Here is a 24524-nt window from a genome sequence, read left to right as displayed (position 1 = left end):
TAGGCCTTGGCAGTTTTTAGTGCATCTGCATTTGTTTGTTTACAGGCTATGGCGGTAATTCCCATCCAATGGCCACCCGGAGTTATTTTTTTATTACCAAACATCATGTGGCCTGAATGCTCAATCACAAAAGGATTATCATCCCAATAACGTGCAATAGTTTTTTGTTCTTCTGTAAGATTTTTACTTATTAAATAAACGTTTTTAACAGCTTTAAAGAAAACACTGTTGGTATCTGTGCTAAATAAAGGTGGTCTTGGCGACATAAATTGAGTACAGGAATCCATTACCATCGGTTTCATGGTATTCCAGCACCATTCTATTCCATCCATGTAGTCTGGCGGGGTGGGCCTCCACTTTCCCGGGTCGTTACTACCCAGGAACTTAGGTTTACCACGTGATTGAATATAACCATCCATATTAGCTCTGGCCAATATCACTTTACCAGTGGTATCTCCAAAAGCAATTGAACACTGATAGATTGAATCGTCGAGGTTTTCTTTAAAATTATTATATACCGATTCTTCATAATTTTTTAAAGAATCAATAGAAAAAACTTTTACATTGTGTGCAACCGTAAAAAATGCTTTTGTGGCAGCAAGCGCATAATTATAATTTTTGCCTTTTTCAGGCTGGGGCATTTTTCCAAAACCCTTCAGTTTTTCAGCTATGGAGGGAGTTCCTGCTTTACTAAAGCGCATAGCTTCATAAGATGCTAAAGAAGAATAAACATATATCCTCGCTGCAACCGGTGGTGTAAAAACGTCATAAATTATAACCTGTGTTAACTGATCTTCGTTTTGATGCAATATATCGGCATCTAATAATTTAACAGCTTTTTTTGAATGACAGTTGGCAAACAAAATAGCAGAGATAAATAAAAGACAGGTTACTTTTAAAAGATTTTTAATTTGTATTTTCATTTACAAGGGTTTTGGGACAATTAAAATAAAGCTATTTTTTTATAATATTTTTTAATACCATAAAGGGTGGTCCTTGCTTCCAATTCGCTGCCCCTTGTATAAATGCAGGTGCAATCGAAAAATTACCAAGCACAATATCAACTTTACCATCACCATCTATATCCGCCGCATCCATTGTCAGCCATCTTCCGGAACTTGTTCCTGCTATACTATAAGGATGAAGGTCTAAATTACCTTTATTTTCAAGGTAAATAAAACTTTCTTCGGGATGATTTGCATAATCTGCAAAAAATGAAATCGCAGCTATATCTAGATCACCATCTCCATCAAAATCTCTGGCCATTGCTTTATAACAGCCATGCATCGGAAAAAAATATTGTTGTTTAAAATGGTTACTGCCATCATTCATATAAATATAAACTCCATGGTAAGGTTTTAATACGGATGAAAGATCTGCATTATCGCCACAGGTATATAGTATATCCGGAAATCCATCCTTATTAAAATCTGCCAATTCAAAATAAGAGGATCCGTTAATTGGAGGAAATCGAAGCACTTGTTCCTGCTCAAATTTGCCATGCCCTTTATTGGTAAATAAGAATATCCCTTCGTCACCCTGAGAAAAAAGCGCCCAAATATCAGGAAGACCATCCTTGTTTACGTCCTGTACGTAAGCTTTAATGGCGCCGGGAATATTCCGCAATATATGTCTTGTAAATTTTTTACCATCCCCCGTATTTTCCATCCAGGATAAAGCACCAGCGAGATGCCCAAATTCACAGACCAGATAATCGGGTTTTCCGTCGCCATTAAAATCGGATGTGCATAATTGTACTGGCCTTGCAAGGCTATTAAACAAGTGAATAGTATCTGCCACCATCCTGCCAGTTGTGCCGGTGTGTATAAAAGATGCTGTGCCAAATTTGCCATTATTAGGATTCATAATACCAATACCACAAGCCAACATTTCGTCAGGACGGATCTCAATATCGACAATTGGACTTTTCATGTTCACAGAATCCAATATAGAAAGTTGTTTATTAAAACGATATAGATTTCTGCTTAAGGCATCGGCTACCAGCAATTGACGCGGCGTTTTAAGCGTATCAATTTTTACAAGACAGGTTGCAGCAGAATTTACACCAGTCTCCGGAGTTTCGATCTTAAATAATTCATCATTTTTTTTAACCGCATATTGCCTTTGTTGAGCTGGCAATGTATCGGGTGAAAGCGCCGTATAATAATCCAGTATGCATTGCCAGTCATCAAAGCTTAGCAGTGGAGTTGAAGGATAGTAATTTTGATCAACATTTCTGTCTCGTCTGCTGGAAGGATATTCTTTAAATCCAGTAAAATAAAAAATTCCTAACCGAGGACCCATTGCGGGTAAAACCCCCTCTTCCCAGTGTTTCGAATCCAACAAAGAAGGATCAGGTAACTGGTGGCAGTTCTGACAATAAGTAGCTGCCAATATTTTACCCCTGGCAATATTTTTATCCGAAATATTTTGATGTGTTTGGTTCTTTTTAAAATCATTGCGGGAATTGCAGGAATATAATAATGCAATGGTACCCACAAACAAAAAACGAATTAAATAACCTGCATAATTTTTAGAAATCATGATTTTTGATATTTACTTTTTAAAATTGCAGGATTTGTGAACTGCTAACTTAATCACTAATTGAAGAGATTGTTTAAACATCAGACAAGGCCCCCACACTGCTATTTGCTTTATCCATAGGGATATACTTATTTAAAAATAAATTATTCTTGATACTCCTTTGGCAGTAAAAATAGTAGCAGATACTACATTACTATTGATGTATAAAAACCTGGCAGATTGCGACAGGAAGCCACTGCCCCAATAAAATTCCTGCCGCTGTACTTTGCCGTTGTTTAGTTTGAGTACTGCTGTTACATCATCCGGCTGCAGGGCATACAATTTATGGGTTACCTTTAAAGCGTATATCTTCATTGCTCCGCGGTTTTGTGTGGCGGCTACAAGGTACTGTCCATTACTGCCTCGTATTTTTGCCAGTGCCTTGCCATTGCCGGGGATGTAGATACCACTTTGCAATATGCTTTGTGCTGTAAAACTACCGTCGCCATTGCCTTTCAGCAGTAAACCATTCAATGCATCGTAGCGGCCTACACTTACTTCCGTGCCATAATCGTTGCCATTCATTAGGATGTCTAAATTGCCGTCTCCATCAAAATCATCCGCTACCATGCCGTTTAAGACCGATAGCTGGGCCTGCGCCGGTAAGGGCGTAATGGTAAATTTTCCATTGCCATCATTGCGCAGGTAACTACTTTGTAAATTATTTGCTTTTAATTGCAGGGCATCTTTTAATTGCTCTTTGGTAAATAGTTGGTCAATAGTTGCAGTAGCAAATGATTTATAATTTTGGAATTTGGATCGCATCCCGATCATCTGCTTTACAATATCATCTCTTGTCTGGGCAGGATATTCTTTTTTGGTTTGATCCAATTGGCTAGTAGGTAACCATAGTGTGGAAAAAGCATCGTAGCTACCGTTGTTGTCAAAGTCTTTTGCGTAGATGGAGATGGGGTATTGGTCACTGGCCTTGTAAAAAGTGTTCTGGCCTGCATTGCCAACTATGTAATCAATATCTCCGTCATTGTCAAAGTCTCCGGATACAATCGTGTTCCACCATCCTATTTGTTTATTGACACCTGTTGTAGCGGTTACATTTTTGAATATCCCTTTATCATTTTTAAAAAAAGTTACCGGCATCCATTCACCCGCCAGCACGAGATCGGGAAAGCCATCGTTGTCAAAATCGGTAAACAAGGCATCGCATACCAGACCTATATTTTTTAATTCTTTTGCTACCTCATTGGTTACATCTGTAAATTTAATATGCCCATTTTTTGAGTCGTTTCTGTAAATAAAACTGGATACCGGTTTGGGATAACTCCAGGGATCTACCCTGCCTGCTATGAACAGGTCAAGATCGCCATCCTTATCATAATCAATAGCTCTTACACAGAACTTGCTGGTGTGGTTATCGGGCAGCGCCAATGAATCCAGTGTGTAATTCCCCTTGCCATCGTTTATGTACAATTTGTCTTGGTAGGCTGCCGAGCCCGAGGGGTTTTGATAGCCACCGCCAGATATATAGAGATCCAGGTCACCATCGCCGTCTGCATCAAAAAGTAGGATACCCATGTCGTCCGTGGGTTTGCCGGTTGTATTTGGTAAAAGAGCCTTTTGCAAAAAACGGTTGTCGGGTTGTTGCAGAAAAAATTGTGCGCTATAACCTGCGGCTCCACCTACTATCATATCATCTAGGCCATTGCCGTCAATATCCCCTACTGCCAACGCAGGGCCGTATTCAGAAAGTTTATGCGGCAAAAGTTTTTGAATATTAAAATCTACAAAATCGGTTTGCTTGTGTACATAATTGATACCGACTGAATCGGTTACTTCTTTAAATAAGTTGTTTGTAGCAAATATTGCATTGCTGCCGGGTGCGCCCGGTGCCGCTGTTGCAATATTTACCTGCAACAACTGATCTGCATTGATGTGTTGCAATAACTGTGTTTTGCCATTCTGCCATTTTACAATCACTGAATCTACCTTCTTTATTTTTCCTAACCCAAAATGGCCAATATCCTGCACGCTAGAGAGGTATCCTCTGTAGGGTGTATTCTCCCATACCTGTTGTTTACCATGATCATAATGTATTTCTACCCACGCCCCCAGCCCGCCTTTATTAAGAGCATCGCCGGTGAGCTTTACCTGCAGGTAATGGCTACTATCCTGATTTTGCTCTCTTTCATTGTTTCGATAAATTGATGCTTCATCGTTAATATTGTTGACTACAAAATCCAGATCGCCATCGTTATCTAAATCCACGTAAGCTGCACCGTTGGAAAAAGTGGGCGTATTGATTCCCCATTTTTCAGATGCGTCTGTAAAGGTTAAATTGCCATTGTTTTTAAATCCATAATTATGAATTTTTACCTCAGGAATTTGAGACAGCAATAATGATTTTGATGCAACAGAAAATGCCTTGTTTCGGAACATAATAAATTCGTTGTCGGTTACATCTCTTGGAAAGCCATTCGTAATAATCAAATCCCGGTTACCATCATTATCAAAATCAACTAATAAAGGTGTCCAACTCCAGTCAGTTTCAGCAACATCTGCATAAAAAGCCACTTCACTAAAAATCGGATGACCGAGTGAATCGTTTTGCTTAATCGTTGGCCCCTGATTTAGTTGTAGGGTATTGCGGACATATTGATAGTTATATCCAAAATGGTCGCTGTTTTGATAGGTCTGGTAACTATTAGCTTTCATCATCATTTTCTTACGGTAATTGTCTTTTGGATCCATATCCAACGTTATAACATCCATTAAACCATCATTGTTAATATCGCCGACATCACTACCCATAGAGTTATATGAAGTATGCTTAAAATAATCAGATAAATGCTCGGTAAAAGTTCCGTCATGGTTGTTAATCCATAGAAGATCATTGGGCAGGTAATCGTTGGTTACGTAAATATCTTTCCAACCATCCTTATTAATATCGGTTACCACCACGTTATGGCCATACCCATCTGCTGATACACCAGCCTTTTTTGACACGTCAGTGAATACGCCATGTTTCAGCGAGTCATTCCAGTCATTTCGGTACAAACGGCCGCTATTCTGGAAAGCGCTGTCTTTAAAAACCGGATGAAAAATATTGGGTACACGGGGATCTTTTATCTCATTTACAACAAGGTACATATCCAAATCTCCATCGTTATCGTAATCAAAAAATGACGCCATTGTTGAGAAGGAGGTATCCGCTAATCCATATTCCGCGGCCATTTCCTTAAAATGAGGGTTACCGTTTTTATCAAGTCCCTGATTTACATAGAGTAAATTTTTCCTTTCATTGCTATCATTGCTAAGCGTAGCACTAACGTACATGTCCAACCATCCATCATTATTGATATCCACTACAGACACGCCTCTACACCATTTTCCATTTCCGGTAACACCCGCTTCCTCCGTAATATCCTGAAACTTAAAGTTTCCCTTGTTTAGATATAACTTATTGGATACTTTGTTGCCTGTAAAGTAAACATCCTCAAGCCCATCTTTATTAAAATCGCCAATACCCACGCCACCGCCATTGTAAATATTAGAGATATCCAAAACATTCAACGAATCTGTTTCAGTTATCTTGTTATTAAAATGAATTCCTGAATGTTCGGAATCAATCATTTCAAATAATGTTTCCTTTTTTTTACAGGACGAAAATAACAGAGTACACAGAACCAAAAAGGAACAGGCTGAACGCATGACTACTGATTTACTAAATTTAAAAATAGGTAATCTAAGAAAAAATAGAAAAGAAATATACTTACATAAAAATAAACCAAATAAAAAGAGGCAGGCTATTAACCTACCTCTATTGTACTTAACAATTTTAAAAGCTATTAGTAACCAGGATTCTGTGTCAGAACAGATTTACCACCAACCTGGCTAAGATCTATTTGATTTTGTGGAATAGGCAAGTATTCACTTCTTCCAGTTTTATAAGAAGCACCGGTTAATGTTTTATAATTACTGGATAATTCATGAGCCTGGTATGCGTTCAATTCTGTAGCACCAATGCCCCAACGAGTAATATCATAGAAACGATGACCTTCCATTGCAAGTTCTAATTTACGCTCGAACCGAATAGCAGTTCTGGCTAAATCCTGGCTGGCAAAAGTAGGATATAGTCCAATAACATACTTGGCTGGAGACCCCTGTACAAACCCAGTAGGATCCTGTGCACGCTTACGAACCAGATTTACATAAATAGTAGCCTGATCCAATGATCCCACTTCAGCCTCAGCTTCAGCTGCCAAAAGCAATACATCGGCATAACGAATCAAATTATAATTATTAGCAGTAAATCCGTTAGACCATGCAGAAGCGTCTGTATAAGTACCAATTTGCGATTTATAGAACATGTGTTTCATGCCTTCATATGGACCCGCACTTTGTTGGTCACGTACCCAGTTTTGGCCTGGCATAATACCCCAATCAAGAAAAGGAATACCACGACGACCAATTGTCCAATCAATACGGGGATCAAGAGGCGTTGTCGCATCAGGAGTAAAAGGATCATTGGTGGCAATACCCTGATCATTTTTTAAATCAGTTTTGTTATAACTACCATCTAACAATGGCAATCCGTTGGCATCCACTTTATAAGAATTGGCAAGACTATAAGATGGTTGAAAGAAACCGCAACACGAAGTTTGCGCCCCACCACCATAAGGGAAGTTTAGTGCATCTCCCTGATTAGCATTTGCTCCACCTGTACCATCATTAACACTCATTTGTACCGCAAATACACTTTCCTTACTGTTTTTCAAGGCAGGGTTGAAATTATCCGCAAAATGTGCATTTAGAGCGTACTTCTGCCCCCTTGCTGTTTGGCCATTTGCAACAATAGTTGTAAATAACACTTTTGCTTCATTAAATTTTTTCTCAAACATGTATATCTTAGCAAGATAACAGGCCGCTGCCCATTTATTACAACGGTTACTTTGAGCTTGTATCTCTGGCAAGTTTGCATAAGCGAAAGCAAGATCGGCCTCGATTAATGGCAACACTTCCAAATTTGGAGTAAGAAAATTACCAGCAGAGTATGACTGATCTTCACTTACCCATGGAATTTTACCAAAAGCCTTTCTTAACTCAAAATGATAATGTGCTCGTAAAAATCTTGCCTCAGCAGTAAATTCAAGTGTATCTGCAGGTGTCAAATCTTTTGCTTTGCGCATTATCCGCAATACATCATTAGCCCGCTGAACGCCATCATACCTTTGCTGCCATAACTGATCTATATAACCGTTCGATGGAAGACAATTCCATTGTTCGATGGGCGTAATCAGGTTCTGATCACCCGGATCAGAACCTTTGTGTGCATCACCACCGGCAACACTTGCATAAACCCAGTTACTGGAAGATGTGGCCCATGGACCATTTCCTGTACCTGCCCCGCTTCCTTCCCCATCTAACAGGGAATAGGCACCTACCAACAACCCCGCAACACCAATTTTATTGGCAAGTAAGTCTGGACTTAAAGAGCCTGTTGGCGGAACATCGAGGTAAGATTTTTTACAGGCAACAAACAACACCAGTGACGTAAGCACTACTGGTAAAAAGTATTTAAAATTATATTTTTTCATAACTCATTTTTTATATTATTAAATTAAAATGTAAGGCTAACACCAACATTAAAAGTTTTGGAAGGAGGATAATTACCATAGTCAACTCCAAAGGTTGCAGCAGAACCACCCACTTCCGGGTCAAGTCCTGTGTACTTTGTAATTGTAAACAAATTAGCTGCCTGAAAATAAATTCTTGCCCTATCTATACCAGCACGCTTTAACACTTCAGGAGCGAAATTATAACCTATCAACATTTGTTTGCACCTCAAGTAAGAACCATTTTCTTTATAGAAATCATTTAAAACTCCATTGGTACTAAATTTAGAATCATTTTCAACGATTGGATAAGAAGCACCCGGATTAACAGCAGTCCATTGACCTCTTGGTAAAGACCTGTCCTTAGGTACCCATGAATTGGTTAATAATGCAGCACTCTTCGAATTCTGGAACTGAGGCCAAAAATCCTGGAAATAACGTGTGTAATTTAAGATGTCATTTCCGAAAGATCCATACAACGTCGTGGAAAAATCAAAGCGTTTATAAGATATACTCAGATTGATACCCAATGTATAGGCTGGATTAGGATTACCATAAAAACCTCTGTCCTTGTCATCTATTTTACCATCGCCGTTTAAATCCTGGTATTTAAAGCGACCCGGGGCAGCATCCGTTTCTGTAGGCGATTTTGCCACATCTGCAGCATCCTGGTAGATACCAACTATATGGTAGCCGTAAAAAGAACCTACCGGATGGCCTGTTTGGTTTCTAACCTGTTGACCTGTATTATGCGTACCAGCAGTTTCAAAGAAACCTGCAGCTCCCGGAATACTTACAATTAAATTTTTATAAGCACCCAAATTTGCGCCGATTGAAAAATTTACATCTTTATTAATTTTTGCATGATAAGTTGCAGATATATCAATACCGGTATTTTGCATATCGCCGATATTCACTTTTGGTAGATTAGCACCTAAGCCTGCTGTACCAGCAGCTTGATCACCAAATAATAATCCTTCAATTTTTTTCTTGTACCAGTCAAAAGAAACATCTAATTTATTCTTTACTAATGTGGCATCAAAACCGAAATCGAGAATCTTATTTTTTTCCCATGAAGTGTTTAGGTTACCATAAGATCCGGCATAAAATCCTAATGATGTACTTCCACCTCCATTTACATCATAATAAGAACTTCCTCCACCACTTGTGTAAGCAGTAAAGGCATTACCACCAGGTACGTTGGAAATGGAACCCAGTATTCCATAACTTCCACGAAATTTAAGATTACTTACGAAGGTGACATTTTTCATAAAATTCTCTTCGCTTACAATCCATCCTGCCGAAACAGACCAAAAATTACCGTAGCGGGAATTAGGTCCAAATACAGAGTTACCATCGCGACGGCCATTTAACCCTAACAAGTATTTATCCTTAAAAGCATAATCAACTTTTGCTAACAGAGCAGTACCATGTGTTGTATAGCCACCACTAAAGTTAGATTGACCAGTGTTGGCACCAGTACTCAGGTTAAGATAGTTTGGATCATCAGAGAAATAATTGATCCTATTACCACCAACATTTCTTCCCCTGTATTGCAAAGCTTCATACCCTGCGAGAATTTTTACAGAATGGTTACGGGCGAAAATATTGTTATAACTTAAGGTATTTGTAAAGTTCCAGTTGCTATTGTAACCAGAACCCTCACCATAAGAATTAGATGCTGAATTTTCAGCATTTTCATAACTTCTGTAATTATGATAATAGTAGTAATAATTATCGAGATTTCCGCCAAACAATGTTTTTGCAGTAAAATGCTTGAGGAAATCTACTTCAGCAAAAACATTACCTTGCATTTGCCAATCAAGGCCTTTGTTATCTTTTGCCCTAACACGGGCGGCGTAAGGACTGGAAGAGTTACCTAATCCAGAACCAGCAGTGCCACCAAATCCACCACCTGCATTCACCAAAGGAATAATAGGTTGTTCCCACGCTGTGGTATTTACCTCATTACCCTCCCCATTATTACCAATTCTTGGATTATCCTTAAAATATACGTAAAGATTTTCTCCAACACGAACATTATTTTTTACATTAAATACAGTATTAATCCTGGCAGCATAGCGTTTCAGGTAAGTATTTAACATTGTTCCCTGCTGATTGAAATAGTTGAACGAAAATAAATAAGCTGATTTATCATTTCCACCAGTTGCTGTAACTGAATGACTCTGAATCGGGGCCGGCTTAAATATTGCATGATACCAGTCAGTACCAGTTTTATTAGCAGGCACTACCAGATAAATATCACCTTTGGCATAGTTGTCGTTATACTTTTTAAGATCTACAGCCGGGTTCCCTGCAGATACGCCAGATAAAGTACCCGCTTTAATATAATCAGGTAAAACAGGACTTAACCCAGTTCCATACTGTGCAGAAGTAACGTTACCAGTTGCAGAATCAACCTGTTGAGAATTTTTGGCAGCCAGAAAGAATAATTCAGCCATTTGTTGTGGATTTGCCTTGTGCCACGGATTACCTGGCTGTACTCTTTGTGTACCATAATATCCATCATAAGTGATGGTAGCTTTTCCTCTACCTCTTCTGGTAGTTACTATAATTACTCCAGATGCACCGCGAGCGCCATATATAGCAGCCTGTGCATCTTTTAAAACCTGTACAGATTCGATATCATTTGCAGAAAGGTCATGCAAAGTACTTAAATCTCCAGGTGCAGATTGAACTCCATCCACAATTACCAGTGGAGCAGTGTTTCCAAAAGAGGTAATACCCCTGATAAATACGTTACTACCCTCACCAGGCTGACCCGAGCCAATTATACTCACACCAGCAGCCTGACCTTGCAACATTTGCTCAGCGGTTCCTGAAGGAATTGACTTAAGATCTTTCACATTTACCACTGACACAGCACCGGTAATTTCTTTTCTTTTTTGAGCAGTGTAACCCGTTACTACCACTTCGTTTAAAGAATTTTGTCTTTCTTTTAATGAAACTTTAACTGTAGAAATTCCTGAAATGCTAATTTCATCCTCATCGTAACCTACAGAAGAAATTAACAGCGTGTTTTTCCCTGCTGGTACGGTAATGGAAAATTCTCCATTGTTACCGGTAACAGCAGCAATTTTAGTTCCTTTAACACCTACCGTTGCCAAAACAATAGGAGTGTTGTCCTTAGCATTGGTAATAATACCAGTTACTGTTTTTTGCTGAGCAAAAATTTGAGTAGAAAAGAGAATACAACAGACAAGAGCAGGTATCCCTGAGAGGAGTTTTTTTAACATATAGCAGCGTAGTTTGGTTAATAATGATATAAAGGTAGAAGTATTTATTATACAAACGTTAAAAAAAAACAAAAAAGCTGATAATATTTTATCTAAGAACAATAATTTAATAATTGCGGAATGAAAGTCAAATTTCAACATTTTGCCTTGTAAATGATTTATATTCAAAACGTTCTATTGTTTTAAACATTATCAAAAATAAATAGACCGTTCTCCTTTATTTTACCCTTATTAAAAATTGAATGTGGTAAAATTGAAAGAAATAAAATCGGTTTTTAATTTCTTAATTCAAAAAATTTTAAAACAGATGAGTTTACACAATTACGATAAACCTTTTGACGCGAATTTTGATTCCTTTTAAATCCGGCAAAAGATTGAATTCTATTCCAAAAATCTATAATACCCGATCAATAATGGTTCAGTTTTTTTATTCAAAAAAGTATGTCGAAAGCATTTTTATTTAACAGAGCATTCAAAAATTACTCAATGATTTTTGTTTATAAATTTCCCCTGGCAGCCTGCTCTCTTTCCAATGCCTGAAACAGTGCTTTAAAATTTCCTTTACCGAAACTTTTTGCGCCTTTTCTTTGAATGATCTCAAAAAATAAAGTTGGCCTGTCCTGCAGTGGTTTACTAAATATCTGTAACAGATACCCTTCTTCATCTCTGTCTATCAATATGCCTAATTCGCTTAATGGCTGAAGGTCTTCATCAATTTTACCTACCCTGTCAAGTATGGTTGCATAGTAGCTTGGTGGTATCACTAAAAACTCTACACCACGACCTTTTAATTCAGTTACTGTCTTTACAATATCGTCTGTTGCAATTGCTACATGCTGCACTCCTTCTCCATTATAAAAATCAAGATATTCCTCTACCTGGCTTTTCTTTTTACCAGCTGCCGGTTCATTGATGGGAAACTTTACAAAACCATTTCCATTGCTCATTACTTTACTCATTAACGCAGAGTATTCGGTAGATATATCTTTATCATCAAAACTCAGGATATTTTTAAATCCCATTACCTCTTCATAAAATTTTACCCAGGTATTCATCTGGTTCCAACCCACATTGCCCACACAATGATCAACATATAAAAGCCCGGTTGGTGGCGGGTTATACGCTGTTTTCCATTCCCTGAATCCAGGCATAAAAATACCTCTATAATTTTCTCTTTCCACAAACAGGTGTATGGTTTCCCCATAAGTATGAATGCCGCTTAACACTACTTCTCCTTGTTCATCCTTTAAAATAACCGGACTCATATAAGTTTTTCCACCGCGTTGAATGGCTTCGTTATATGCTGAAGTTGCATCCTTTACTTTTAAGGCCAGTACTTTTACTCCATCTCCATGCTGGTAAATATGATCAGCTATCACATTGCCTGGCCTCAGTGGTGTTGTTAATACAAACGTTATTTTATTTTGTCGTATAACATAGCTTACTTTATCCTTCATCCCTGTTTCAGGACCTGCGTAGGCCAGCGATTGAAAGCCAAAAGCTGTTTTGTAAAAATGGGCGGCCTGTTTGGCATTGCCTGTATAAAATTCAACGTAATCTGTACCCTGCAGGGGAATAAAATCGGTTGTATTCTCAACAATTGAATTGGATTGACTGGTTGTGTTTTCCATCTTGCAATTTTTTTTTGTTTGTATTTGTTACGGTTATTGTTTAACGGGCATCTTAACAATAACACGAACCCATAGCAAGGGCAATCATCAGCATAGTGTAACTCATGCGCTTATCTGAAAATATTTTATGAGGATAATCCGGCAACATATCGCTTGTAAAGATAAATATTCCAGTCCAGTCTATCTGTATTTTATCACTTTACTGTAACAGGATAACGGGATTTAGGTGAATAAACAAGTGAGATAAAAATTGGTAATAATGATTTATTTTGCACCCATGACGACAAAAAAAATTGGTATTTTAGGTGGGGGACAATTAGGCCGCATGTTATTACAGGCTGCAGCCAACTATCCCGTAGATACCTTTGTGATGGAAAACGATTTGGCCTGCCCCGCCGCACATCTTTGCCATCATTTTACAAAGGGTGATATTACCAATTTTGATGACGTATATAATTTTGGTAAAGGGCTGGATGCCATTACCATTGAAATTGAAAACGTAAATGAAGATGCACTGGAGATATTACAACAGGAAGGTGTAAAAATTTATCCTACGCCCGCTGCATTAAAGATTATTAAAAATAAAATGCTGCAGAAGCAATTTTATAAAGATCACCAGATACCTACCAGTGATTTTATCATTACGCAAAGTGTAGCCGAATTGAACCAGCATGCTGCTTATTTACCGGCAGTACATAAACTGACCATGGGTGGTTATGATGGCCGTGGCGTGCAGGTAATAAAAACAGCCTCTGACCTGGATAAAGGTTTTGATGCCCCGTCGGTATTGGAAAAATTGGTGTCCATAAAAAAAGAAATTTCAGTGATCATTGCCGTAAATGATAAGGGCGTCCATGCGATGTATCCTGCTGTGGACATGGTTTTTGATCAGCGGCTTAATTTACTGGAATATCAGTTAAGCCCTGCGGACCTACCTGAAAAACTATTGTGGAAAATAGAAGCCATTGCCACCAAATTAGTAAAACATTTAAATAGTGCGGGTATTTTTGCGGTTGAATTATTTATAGATAAAGAGGACAATGTACTGGTGAATGAAACGGCTCCCCGTGTACACAACAGCGGCCATCATACCATCGAAGGCAATTACTCTTCGCAGTTTGATATGTTGTGGAGAGTAATGTTGGGCTATCCGCTGGGTTGTGCCGAAGCCATTTTACCGGCAGCCATTGTAAACCTGTTGGGTGCCGAAGGACACACGGGCGAAGCTTGTTACGAAGGATTGAATGAGATTTTAAAACTAGACAATGTATTCGTTCATATTTATGGAAAAAAGCAAACAAAGCCTGGACGTAAAATGGGGCATGTAACTATTTTAAGTAAAGAAAAACAGGAACTGATACACCAGGCCAACAGGATAAAAAATACAGTAAAGGTGGTTGCGGCTGTTGAGTCTGCTGTAAATATTGGTTAGGAAAATTATTTAAAACAACTGCATTTGAAATTGATTGCAAAAAATAAATCCCTTTAAAATTAAACACACCATATCACAAACTCAATTCATTGGCCAGCCTTTTTAATTCTATCTCCGCAGTTTTTGCTGCATAGTTTAAATTTACCAGTCTGTAACCGGAAGCTTCAAAACTTTGCTGTGCATTTTTTACATCCACAATAGTGGCTTGTTTAAACTGAAAACGCTGCAGCGCCAGTTCGAGCAACTGATTTGATAAGGTATAATTTTGTTGTTCAGTTTCCAGTTGTTTTATTGTGGAGTTGTATGACTGAAAGAATTTTATAACCTGTGCACTGTAGTCTCTCATTAAAATTTGCTCATCAATCCTGGCATTGCTTACATTAATTTCTGCCACTTTTAGCTGGCGCTTGTAAACAGATCCGTTGTAGATGGGTATCCCCAAACTAATGCCTAGCGAAGGACCGTAGTTTTGATTCAATAAGATTTGACCGGCGGCTGCTTTGTTGCGGATAAAACTATAGCCGGTTGTGGCACGAATAGAGGGATACCGAAGCGCTCCTGTTTCTTTTACCGCCAGCCCGTTGATTTTTATCTGGTCCAGCGCCGCCGTGATGTCGGCATTTTTATTGAGCTTACTTAAAACATTTTCCAATAACAGTTGCCTGTCAATTATAATAGTATCCTGGATGCTGATTGCAGAATCGGGATTGAGCGTAAGTTGTCTCAGTAACTCTGCTTTAGCCTGGCCGATAATTAATTGCTGCGATTGTTTGGTTTGTAACAATGCATTTAAATCAATCTGCGCCTGAAAAAGATCTGCATTATTTGCCAACCCTACCGCTTGCCTTGTTTGCACAATTGTCAGTTGCTGGTGCGAAGCGTCGATCGATTTATCAATTGTTTTCATATAACTCTGCTGGCGAACAATATCGTAATAGCCCACCATAACACTCGCCAAAATATTCTGGATTTGGGCGTTTAATTGTTGTTCGCTTTGGCCGACTAAAGCCGCCAGCCTCGCTTTTGTGGCTACTACCCTGGTTCCATTATACAATAATATGCTTCCCGTAACACCCAAAGCAAAACTATTGCTGGGTGCCGCATCCCTGGAAATATTTACCCCGCTATTTAATTTTTGATTGATACTGGAGATTTGTTCATTGTCCGTAAGCGAACCGGTAACCAATGGCAAACCTCCTGCCACACCATAATTGTTTAAAACGGTATTAGCCTCCACAATATTTTTACTTAGCTGCAACTCAAGGCTGTTTTTCAACGCAATGTTAACGGCATCGGATAACTGCAAAATATTTTGTGCACCCGATTGCAAAAACAAAAGAATTAAAAAAACATATAGAACAGTCTGCTTCATTTCACTTGTATTTATTCAGTTTCAGGGCTAGTGCCCTTTTGTGGTTCATTGATTTCAACAGTAGACGACGGCAGAGAAGACTTTTCTATTCCCTTATATTTATGTTCGCCTGATAAATAGGTATAAATTGCCGGTATAACAAACAAGGTTAGTATTAAAGAAAATATGATACCCCCAACCACCACAATACCCAACGGCACACGGCTTGTTGAAGAAGCGCCAAGACCCAATGCAATTGGTAATGCGCCCAGAGAAGTGGCAAGACTCGTCATTAAAATGGGTCTTAAGCGTTGTTGTGCTGCATGCAGGATGGCATCCATTTTACTATAACCTTCTTCGCGTTTTTTATTGGCAAACTCAACAATTAAAATACCGTTTTTTGTCACCAGGCCAATCAACATAATCATACCAATTTCACTAAAAATATTCAGTGTCTGGTTAAAGATAAACAGGCTTAATAAGGCTCCTGCCAATGCCAATGGCACCGTAATCATTATAGTAAGCGGGTCTATAAAACTTTCAAACTGCGCCGCCAGAATTAAATATATCAGCATCAGCGCCAGGGCAAAAGCAAAGGCAATATTGGACGAACTTTCAGCATAGTCCCTGGATGGGCCTGAAAGCGATGTCTGGTACGTTTCATCAAGCAATTTTTTTGCAATTGCATCCATTGCCTTTACACCGTCGCCAATGGTTTTACCATCTGCCAGCGAAGCCGAAATAGTTGCCGCCTTATACCGGTTAAAATGATAAAGTGTTGCGGGGCTGCTGCTTGCTTCCATTTTTACCACCGCACTTATCGGAATCTCCTGGCCTTTGTTATTGCGAACATACAGTTTTGTAATATCGCTGGGTACGCTACGGTCACTCCGGTCAACCTGGGCAATCACGGAATATTGAAAACCATTCATAATAAAATAGGCGAGGCGGCCGCCACTAAAGGCAGATTGCAGGGCGGAAATTACATCCTGCGATGTTAACCCCAGATCCTTCACTTTCATCCTGTCGAGCGTTAGCTGAATTTCAGGCTTATTGAATTTAAGATTTACATCCGCATTGGAAAAAGTTTTGTCCTTTCGTACTTCCTCCAAAAATTGCGGAATCATCGTTTTTAATTTTTCCAGGTCTTGATTTTGCAACACAAACTGAACCGGTAAACTGCCACGGGAGGCTCCGCCTACGGCAATCGTTTGTTCCTGTATGCCAAAAATTCTTGCGTCGTTGAAACGGCTGAGCTTCTTTTGCAGATCGCTTGCAATTTCAGATTGCGTTCTGGTTCGCTTATCCGGATCTACCAACCCCAATCTTAACTGGCTATTGTTTATTGCACCAGCCGGCGTTCTGGCAAAAACAAAATCCCGCTCGGGAACTGAATCGTACAAATAGTTTGTTATCTCATCCGAAACATGTTCCATGCTGCCGAAACTGATTCCTTCTGAACCCGTTACTGAAAACCGAATACTGTTTCTGTCTTCAATAGGAGCCAGTTCACTTTGAAGTTGTGTTGCCACGAAACCTATAATCACCAGGCACACAACTACTACTACCCAGGCCATCCAACGCACTTTTAAAAATGCATTTAACCACCGTTCATACCCGTTTTCCATGCCGGTAAAAAAAGGTTCTGTCTTATTATAAAATTTCCCATGCCCCACTTTTTTACGGCTCAAAACCACATTCAAAACCGGAGTTATAGTTAATGAAACCAGGGCGGAAATTAACACAGCCGCAGCCAATGTAACACCAAATTCCCGAAACAGCCGCCCGACAAAACCCTGTAAAAATATCACAGGTAAAAAAACAATGGCCAGGGTGATGGAGGTAGAAATTACTGCAAAGAATATTTCCTTACTACCTTCAATAGCAGCTTGCTTTATGGGCATGCCACGCTCAAATTTACTAAAGATATTTTCAGTGACTACTATACCATCATCCACTACCAAACCCGTTGCCAGCACAATACCCAGCAACGTGAGGATGTTGATGGAAAACCCCGAAAAATACATTACAAAAAAGGTTGCAATCAGCGAGATGGGTATATCTATTAACGGGCGAATGGCAATGAGCCAATCCCTGAAAAAGAAAAATATTACCAGCACCACCAGTGCAAATGAAATACCCAGTGTTTCTTCCACCTCTTTAATCGACCTCCTGATAGTGGTAGTGTTGTCGAGCAACACATTCATTTCAATATCAGATTTATTATTTTTTTTAATGGCCTCCAGTTTTTTATTAAAGTCATCGGCAATCTGGATATTATTGGCGCCCGGTTGTGGTATCAGGACTATCCCTACCGCATTTACGCCGTTGTATTTCCAGCTTTGTTCAAAGCTTTCAGGTCCTAGTTCTACCCGGGCAAAATTTCCCAGTCTAACAATACCGGTACTGTCTTCTTTTATAATCAGGTTTTGAAAATCTTTTTCGCTTGTTAAACGTCCCAGTGTTTTAATAGTAAGTTCAGTATTATCGCCATAAATTTTTCCGGGTGGTAAATCTACATTTTCATTGTTCAACGATGTTCTGATATCACTGAAAGTTACTCCCTGTGCATTCATTTTATCCGGATCAATCCATAGGCGCATGGCGTATCTTTTTTGCCCAAAAATAATTACCGAGCTTACCTGGTTGATGGTTTGAAATTGCTGCTGCAAAACATTCTCCGCATAATCGCTCAATTCAAGTAACCCTTTGGATTTACTTTGTACGGCAAGGATGAGGATAAAATCACTGTTGGCGTCCGATTTGGTAACAATCGGCGGAGCATCAATGTCCTGCGGCAAGGAACGAATGGCTTGTGCTACTTTGTCGCGAACGTCACTGGCTGCGGCTTCCAGGTCAACACCCAATTCAAACTCCACCGTAATATTACTGCTGCCCAGTGTGCTGGAACTGCTAATGGTTTTAATACCCGGTATTCCGTTTACCTGCTTTTCCAAAGGTTCGGTAACCTGGCTTTCCATAATATCCGGGTTGGCACCCGTATAATTGGTTCTAACGGTTATAATGGCCGGATCAATGGCAGGATAATCCCTGATGGCAAGAAAGGTATATCCAACAATACCAAACAGTATAATCATCAGGTTTAATACCGTGGCAAAAACCGGCCGCTTTAAAGAAAATTCAGAAATATTCATGCAATAAAACGGGGTCTAATATTTTTAAAAATCATCTGCTGCTTATTAAAGTCTGAAATTTATTTTGACGCACCAGCATCGGTAAACTCCTGCAATTTTTTTACACTTCTTACCTGCACCTCTGTTTTGGGGCGGGCAAATAGTACACCCGTAACCACAACAGAATCGCCCACGCTGATCCCCTGTAAAACTTCTACATTGCTGGCTTCTCTCACGCCTGTTTTTATATTCACAAAACTTGCCTTTCCATTTTTTACCAACACCACCTGGTTATTTTTATCATCCGGGATAATACAACTGGCTGGTACTTTAATGGACGACCTGTTTTGCCCTGCATCGATATACACTTTTACAAAAGCGCCGGGATTAACGGTACCACCCTGTAATACTGCCCTCACTTTTAAATTGCGGGTATCTGTGTTAGCCCCTGGTTCTGTTGCTACAATAATTGCCTTACGTGTTTCTTTTTTAGCAGCATCAATTTCTACAGTAATAACAATTCCCCTTTTTATAGCACCACCATAAATATCCGGCAAAGTAAAATCTATTTTTAACTGGTTGGTTTGCTGCAGTGTAGCAATAACCGTAGCCGGCGAAACATACGCACCCGGACTAACTGCTCTTAAGCCTGCAACTCCACTAAAGGGCGCTTTTATCACCGTTTTATCCACCAGTGCCTGCGAGTAAACAATATCTGCTTTTAAACTATTTACCTGGTTTAATGCAGCATCATAATCTGCCTGATTAAGTCCGTTAATATCTAATAATTTTTTATAGCGGTCGGTGGTGGCTTGTGCAAGCTCAAGCTGAACTCTACTTTTGGCAATCTGTGCCCGCAGGTCTGCATCGTTTACCCTGGCTATAACAGTGCCTTGAGCAATGTATTTTCCTTCGGGTACATTCAGGTAGGTAAGCCTTCCGCTCACTTCGGGTCTAAGTTCTACATGCTCTCCTGCTATTACCGTTCCGTTGGCTTCAATCACATTGCTGATAGGTTCAGTTGCAGCAATAATAACATCCACCAGTGGCACTGACTTTTCAGTTCTAGCCGGGGTTTCAGCAGATTTATTTTTACAATTAACTAAAACCATTGAACACAAAAAAAATAAGGAAATAAAACAAATTCTGTTAAACGAATTTCGCATTGTACACAAGGTTAATAATAAAGAAAATAAATATAACTGGTTTTACCAGCAGATAAAGTTACAATACAACAACGGTAAAAATATATACGATTGATCGTTCAAATGTTATTGATTGGCAATTTTGTAAATATTAATACAATGTTTCAACAATAATTTTTAAAATAACAAACTGCCTTATTTATTATTTTGCCTTTCTTTGCGTAAAATTAAAAAGCATGACTCCTCTTGTTGGTATTATAATGGGCAGCGAAAGCGATCTGGAAATTATGAAAGGGGCGGCCGAAATGCTGCGCCAGTTTGAAGTTGAACCAGAGTTGACCATTGTGTCGGCCCACCGTACACCGGAACGTTTGCGTGAATATGCAACTAAGGCAAAAGCAAGAGGCCTAAAAGTAATTATTGCCGGGGCGGGCGGGGCTGCGCATTTAGCGGGCATGGTAGCTGCCCAAACAATTTTACCAGTAATTGGGGTACCTGTAAAATCATCCAATTCGCTGGACGGATGGGATTCAATTTTATCAACTTTACAAATGCCCTATGGTGTACCGGTAGCAACAGTTGCATTAAACGGTGCCAAAAATGCAGGTATTCTTGCCGCTCAGATACTGGCCCTTCATGATACTTCCATTGCGGGTAAATTAGAAGCGTACAAAGAATACCAGGATGATATTGTAATGGAAAGTGTAAAAAATGTAAAGTACCTCGGCTTTACTAATGAGTTTGATACATAAAAAGAATAGATGGGCTGATCTGCTAATTTGCCGGTATGCATGCAAAATTATTTAAAAAAGTTTTTTTGGCCTGGCTAAATACAGCAGCTAAAAGGAGCTTCACAGGCGTCGCACTCTTTTACAGCAAACCATTGCTGAACTTTTCCTAAGCGTATGTGCGTAAAAATACTTTGAAAAATTATTCCAGGATCATTCCAAATTCCTGCTCCAGTCCTTTGGAATGATTGTAAATCATTTCGATAAATCCGTTGCCCCAGCTGGCATAATAAGGCATCAGGTTGTCTGCACGTTCCTGCAAATTATTGTTTGGAAATAATTGCATTTTTAATTTTACCAGTTGTCTTTGCTGTGCTTCAAATTTCTTTTTTTCGGCCCTTAACATTTTCTTTTCAAGCCCCGTAATTTTATCAATCGCTCTTGTCTGCAGGGCGCTGGTATGTTTTTGCAATGTAGCATCGATATTGGCTGCAACTGTTTTTATATGATCATACAATGCGGCAATTTGTTTCTTTTCTTTTTCCAGGTTCAACTGTTCTGTACTATCTCTTTTAACCAACCGGTTAATTAAATCCAGCTGGGATGCAAACAAATCCACATTTTTAAAATGTAGTTTTTCAGCACTTGCCTGCAACTGTTTTGTGATAATCAAAAATGAATTACGAACAATCAGCATGGGGTAAGGTACTTGTGCTGCTTCAAATACTTTTTTTAATTCCAGCCAGTAAGCAATTTCGCCCCCACCGCCAATAAAAGCAATATCAGGCAAAATCGTTTCCTGCAAAACAGGTCTTAAAATTACATTGGGGCTAAAGCGCTCGGGATAATCATTAAGTTCCTGCAGCAGTTGTAATTTGGTAAATTTTAAATCGGTATTTACAATTAAAAAATCAGTTCCCACCTGTTCAATTCTTTCCCGCTTATCATCCAGCAGGTAAAATAAATTAATGGCTCTTCCGCTTGCCTGCACTTTATATTCTGCCGGAAATTGTTCCACTGTTTGTTGCACCGCCATGTGCGAAAATCCTTCAATTAATTCTTTTTTTATCACCGGGGCAAAAGCCTTTTTTACCATGGCATTATCAGGCAATAATATCAACAGCCCGTGTTGTGCAAACAATGCATTCACCAATTTAAAAGTAGCCTGTTCAATAGTTATATCCAACTGGTAACAGTCTTTCATCAAACCAATGATGTCAGCACCAAAAGGATGAACTAATAATTGACCGCTAATGGTGTCTATCAATTGTATCAAAGCTTTATCCACAATCATTCTGCCAACCGCACCTGTTTGTTTTGTGGCCCATTCAAATTTTTCGTCATTAATAAAAACATGCCCCAGTTCATCCAGATCGGCATCTTCACTACCCATATAATAAACAGGAACAAAATTATTTTCAGGTAATGCGGTTTGTAATTCTTCGGCCAGTTTAACAGCGTGTAAAATTTTATAAATAAAATACAAATGCCCCGTAAATATATTGGGCTGGTGTGCCGTGCAAATTGTAAAAGTGTTGTTGTTGCTTAATAGTTGCAGGTAGTTACTTTGCTTTTCGGTTAACGCAGTATATTTATATTGATTGTTTAATATTTCAACCAGCAGAGGCCGGTCGGTAGCAAATAATTTGCGGTGTTCAATGGCTGCCTTTATTCCATCGATTGAAACAGGATGGCTGTAAAATGGTTGCAACGTTTTTTCTGCAGCAATGTAATCTGTTACCATTTTTGAAAAGTAACCTGTGTGTCCGTAAGGAATGAATTGTGCTGTGGTATCCATTTAATAATCTACTTCATTTTTAAAACCTCATAATTGGGATGTCCGGGGGTTACGATCAACTCCTGCCGCTGAATTAATACATCCATTCCTTTCTTGGGTATAGCTCCTGAAAGAAGTTCACTATCTCCGGTAAAACAAATGCAATACAGGTTGCTTTTCTATTGACAAATTTTACATTTACCGGCCCTGCTACATCGTATTCTACCACACGGCCATCTGTACTTTTCGCTTTTCTACAAAAGAAAACTCTAACTGAGATTGAATGGTTTCATTAATGCCATCCTGCAAGCAGCGCTGTCAAGCGATAAAATAAGGCGCAACCTTATAATTTCGTCTTCGCCAATAACATGCTTCCTGGCCAACGTCACATCTTCAGAGTTAGTTGATTCAATATCAGCATAAACTAATCCCGTAAAAATATTTTTAACTTATACAAATATACTTATACTACTTCTCCTTCAATATCATAATCGTATGCTTTGGTAATTTTTACCTGTACAAAATCACCGATGGTTAATTTCTTTTTAGATTCAATGATTACTTCATTATCTACCTCCACACTATCAAATTCTGTACGGCCTAAATAGCGTCCCGCTTCTTTTTTATCAATCAGCACTTTAAATATTTTACCTACTTTTTCCTGGTTTTTTTCCAGGCTTATTTCCTGCTGCACTTCCATTATTTCCTGTGCCCTTTCTTCTTTTTCATCTGCCGGTACATCATCAATCATACTGTGGGCACTGGTTCCCTCTTCGTGGCTGTAGGTAAATATACCCATTCTGTCGAAACGCATTTTTTGTAAAAAGATTTTTAACTCCTCCACATCATCCCTTGTTTCACCCGGAAAGCCAGCTATCAAAGTGGTGCGCAAACAAATATCCGGAATGCGGCTGCGGATTTCACCAATCAAGTCTTCCATTTCTTCCCTTGTAATCTGCCGCTTCATCAGGCTCAGCATATTGTTAGCTGCATGTTGCAAAGGCATATCCAGGTAATTACAAATATTTTCCCTGTCTTTAATTGCATCAATAATCTCCATCGGAAATTTAGATGGGTAAGCATAATGCAGTCTGATCCATTCCAGTCCTTTTACATCTGCAAGGGCATTTAATAGTTTGGGTAGTTCTCTTTTTTTGTAAATATCAAGCCCATAATAAGTAAGTTCCTGTGCTATCAGCATTACTTCCCTTACGCCCCTGTCAACCAAACTTTTGGCCTCATTTACCAGCGATTCAATCGTTCTGCTAACATGCTTCCCCCGCATTAAAGGAATAGCGCAAAAGGAACAGGTACGGTTGCAACCTTCACTTATTTTCATATAAGCATAATGCTGTGGCGTATATAACAGTCTTTCGCCAATAAGATCGGCCTTATAATCTGCGTTAAACTGTTTCAGCATCATGGGCAATTCCATGGTACCAAAGTACGCATCCACTTCTGGTATCTCGGCCTCTAAATTATTTTTGTATCTTTCGCTGAGGCATCCGGTTACATATACCTTATCTATTTTACCTCTGCGTTTTAAGTCAACCTGGTCTAAAATAGTATTGATGCTTTCTTCCTTTGCCTTTTCAATAAAACCGCAGGTATTTATTATAACAATGTTGTGGTCTTTTTTTCCGCTTTCATGTACCACGTCAATTTCATTGGCAATTAACTGCCCGCTCAACACTTCGCTATCCACCATATTTTTACTACAACCCAGCGTAATGATGTTTACCTTATCCTTATGTAACGATTTTGTCTTCATATAAATGTTGGCAAAGGTAAGCAGTTTAGCCGGAGTACCCGAAGCTATCAATAACGAAAAAACTTTTAAATCAGCCGCAACAAATACAACTTAAAAAACATACAAATAAAATAATATAAATTTAATAATACTCATTATCTTCACG

13 protein-coding genes are annotated in these 24524 nt (G+C 39.0%); 2 read left to right on the top strand and 11 right to left on the bottom strand.

Annotated features, from left to right (window positions below; all coding sequences use genetic code 11):
- The 6 genes from H7254_RS08225 to hppD form a co-directional block, all read right to left on the bottom strand.
- A partial coding sequence (locus H7254_RS08225) for a phosphoesterase (RefSeq protein WP_301932510.1) occupies positions 1–923 on the bottom strand: 923 nt, incomplete at its 3' end.
- 31 nt (positions 924–954) lie between these two features.
- Complete coding sequence (locus H7254_RS08220) at positions 955–2544, bottom strand: VCBS repeat-containing protein (protein WP_301932509.1); 1590 nt, start codon at positions 2542–2544, stop codon at positions 955–957.
- A gap of 132 nt (positions 2545–2676) precedes the next feature.
- Complete coding sequence (locus H7254_RS08215; protein ID WP_301932508.1) at positions 2677–6171, bottom strand: VCBS repeat-containing protein; 3495 nt, start codon at positions 6169–6171, stop codon at positions 2677–2679.
- A gap of 215 nt (positions 6172–6386) precedes the next feature.
- Complete coding sequence (locus H7254_RS08210; protein ID WP_301932507.1) at positions 6387–8135, bottom strand: RagB/SusD family nutrient uptake outer membrane protein; 1749 nt, start codon at positions 8133–8135, stop codon at positions 6387–6389.
- A 23-nt stretch (positions 8136–8158) separates the two neighbouring features.
- Positions 8159–11410 (bottom strand): TonB-dependent receptor, encoded by a 3252-nt coding sequence (locus H7254_RS08205; RefSeq protein WP_301932506.1) that lies wholly within the window; start codon positions 11408–11410, stop codon positions 8159–8161.
- Positions 11411–11907: 497 nt separating this feature from the next.
- A complete protein-coding gene (hppD, locus tag H7254_RS08200) occupies positions 11908–13041 on the bottom strand; it encodes a 4-hydroxyphenylpyruvate dioxygenase (RefSeq protein WP_301932505.1) in 1134 nt (377 codons plus the stop codon).
- 259 nt (positions 13042–13300) lie between these two features.
- Between hppD and H7254_RS08195 the strand changes: the two genes are divergently transcribed.
- Positions 13301–14473, top strand: coding sequence for a 5-(carboxyamino)imidazole ribonucleotide synthase (locus tag H7254_RS08195; protein ID WP_301932504.1), 1173 nt, complete (start codon positions 13301–13303; stop codon positions 14471–14473).
- Positions 14474–14546: 73 nt separating this feature from the next.
- Here the strand turns inward: H7254_RS08195 and H7254_RS08190 are convergent, their stop codons facing one another.
- From H7254_RS08190 to H7254_RS08180, 3 genes are read right to left on the bottom strand one after another with little or no spacing between them, the layout of a single operon-like run.
- Entirely contained in the window at positions 14547–15845 is a 1299-nt protein-coding gene (locus tag H7254_RS08190; RefSeq protein WP_301932503.1) for a TolC family protein, read from the bottom strand.
- An 11-nt stretch (positions 15846–15856) separates the two neighbouring features.
- Positions 15857–18979, bottom strand: coding sequence for an efflux RND transporter permease subunit (locus tag H7254_RS08185; protein WP_301932502.1), 3123 nt, complete (start codon positions 18977–18979; stop codon positions 15857–15859).
- A gap of 59 nt (positions 18980–19038) precedes the next feature.
- Entirely contained in the window at positions 19039–20070 is a 1032-nt protein-coding gene (locus tag H7254_RS08180; RefSeq protein WP_301932501.1) for an efflux RND transporter periplasmic adaptor subunit, read from the bottom strand.
- 269 nt (positions 20071–20339) lie between these two features.
- On the opposite strand from H7254_RS08180, the gene purE reads away from it, so the two are divergent.
- Positions 20340–20855 carry a 5-(carboxyamino)imidazole ribonucleotide mutase gene (gene purE, locus H7254_RS08175; protein WP_301932500.1) on the top strand — a complete coding sequence of 172 codons (516 nt, stop codon included), beginning with the start codon at positions 20340–20342 and terminating at the stop codon, positions 20853–20855.
- A 178-nt stretch (positions 20856–21033) separates the two neighbouring features.
- On the opposite strand, the gene bshC is transcribed toward purE, so the two are convergent.
- Both bshC and rimO read right to left on the bottom strand, forming a co-directional pair.
- Positions 21034–22629 (bottom strand): bacillithiol biosynthesis cysteine-adding enzyme BshC, encoded by a 1596-nt coding sequence (gene bshC / locus H7254_RS08170; RefSeq protein WP_301932499.1) that lies wholly within the window; start codon positions 22627–22629, stop codon positions 21034–21036.
- A gap of 442 nt (positions 22630–23071) precedes the next feature.
- The gene (rimO, locus tag H7254_RS08165) at positions 23072–24379 is read right to left on the bottom strand and encodes a 30S ribosomal protein S12 methylthiotransferase RimO (RefSeq protein WP_301921122.1); all 1308 of its coding nucleotides are present in this window, start codon (positions 24377–24379) and stop codon (positions 23072–23074) included.
- Between the last annotated feature and the right edge of the window lie 145 nt (positions 24380–24524).

Origin of the sequence: Ferruginibacter sp. (assembly GCF_014377975.1) — a bacterium.
Classification (GTDB): Bacteria; Bacteroidota; Bacteroidia; order Chitinophagales; family Chitinophagaceae; genus Ferruginibacter.
This window is presented reverse-complemented; position numbering and strand designations above follow the sequence as displayed.

What these genes read in the sequence shown, in the direction of transcription:
- H7254_RS08180 (WP_301932501.1), bottom strand. Translation starts at nt 20,070, where the DNA reads ATGGTTTTAGTTAATTGTAAAAATAAATCTGCTGAAACCCCGGCTAGA.
- purE (WP_301932500.1), top strand. Translation starts at nt 20,340, where the DNA reads ATGACTCCTCTTGTTGGTATTATAATGGGCAGCGAAAGCGATCTGGAA.
- H7254_RS08210 (WP_301932507.1), bottom strand. Translation starts at nt 8,135, where the DNA reads ATGAAAAAATATAATTTTAAATACTTTTTACCAGTAGTGCTTACGTCA.
- bshC (WP_301932499.1), bottom strand. Translation starts at nt 22,629, where the DNA reads ATGGATACCACAGCACAATTCATTCCTTACGGACACACAGGTTACTTT.
- H7254_RS08220 (WP_301932509.1), bottom strand. Translation starts at nt 2,544, where the DNA reads ATGATTTCTAAAAATTATGCAGGTTATTTAATTCGTTTTTTGTTTGTG.
- H7254_RS08190 (WP_301932503.1), bottom strand. Translation starts at nt 15,845, where the DNA reads ATGAAGCAGACTGTTCTATATGTTTTTTTAATTCTTTTGTTTTTGCAA.
- H7254_RS08195 (WP_301932504.1), top strand. Translation starts at nt 13,301, where the DNA reads ATGATTTATTTTGCACCCATGACGACAAAAAAAATTGGTATTTTAGGT.
- rimO (WP_301921122.1), bottom strand. Translation starts at nt 24,379, where the DNA reads ATGAAGACAAAATCGTTACATAAGGATAAGGTAAACATCATTACGCTG.
- H7254_RS08215 (WP_301932508.1), bottom strand. Translation starts at nt 6,171, where the DNA reads ATGATTGATTCCGAACATTCAGGAATTCATTTTAATAACAAGATAACT.
- H7254_RS08185 (WP_301932502.1), bottom strand. Translation starts at nt 18,979, where the DNA reads ATGAATATTTCTGAATTTTCTTTAAAGCGGCCGGTTTTTGCCACGGTA.
- H7254_RS08205 (WP_301932506.1), bottom strand. Translation starts at nt 11,410, where the DNA reads ATGTTAAAAAAACTCCTCTCAGGGATACCTGCTCTTGTCTGTTGTATT.
- hppD (WP_301932505.1), bottom strand. Translation starts at nt 13,041, where the DNA reads ATGGAAAACACAACCAGTCAATCCAATTCAATTGTTGAGAATACAACC.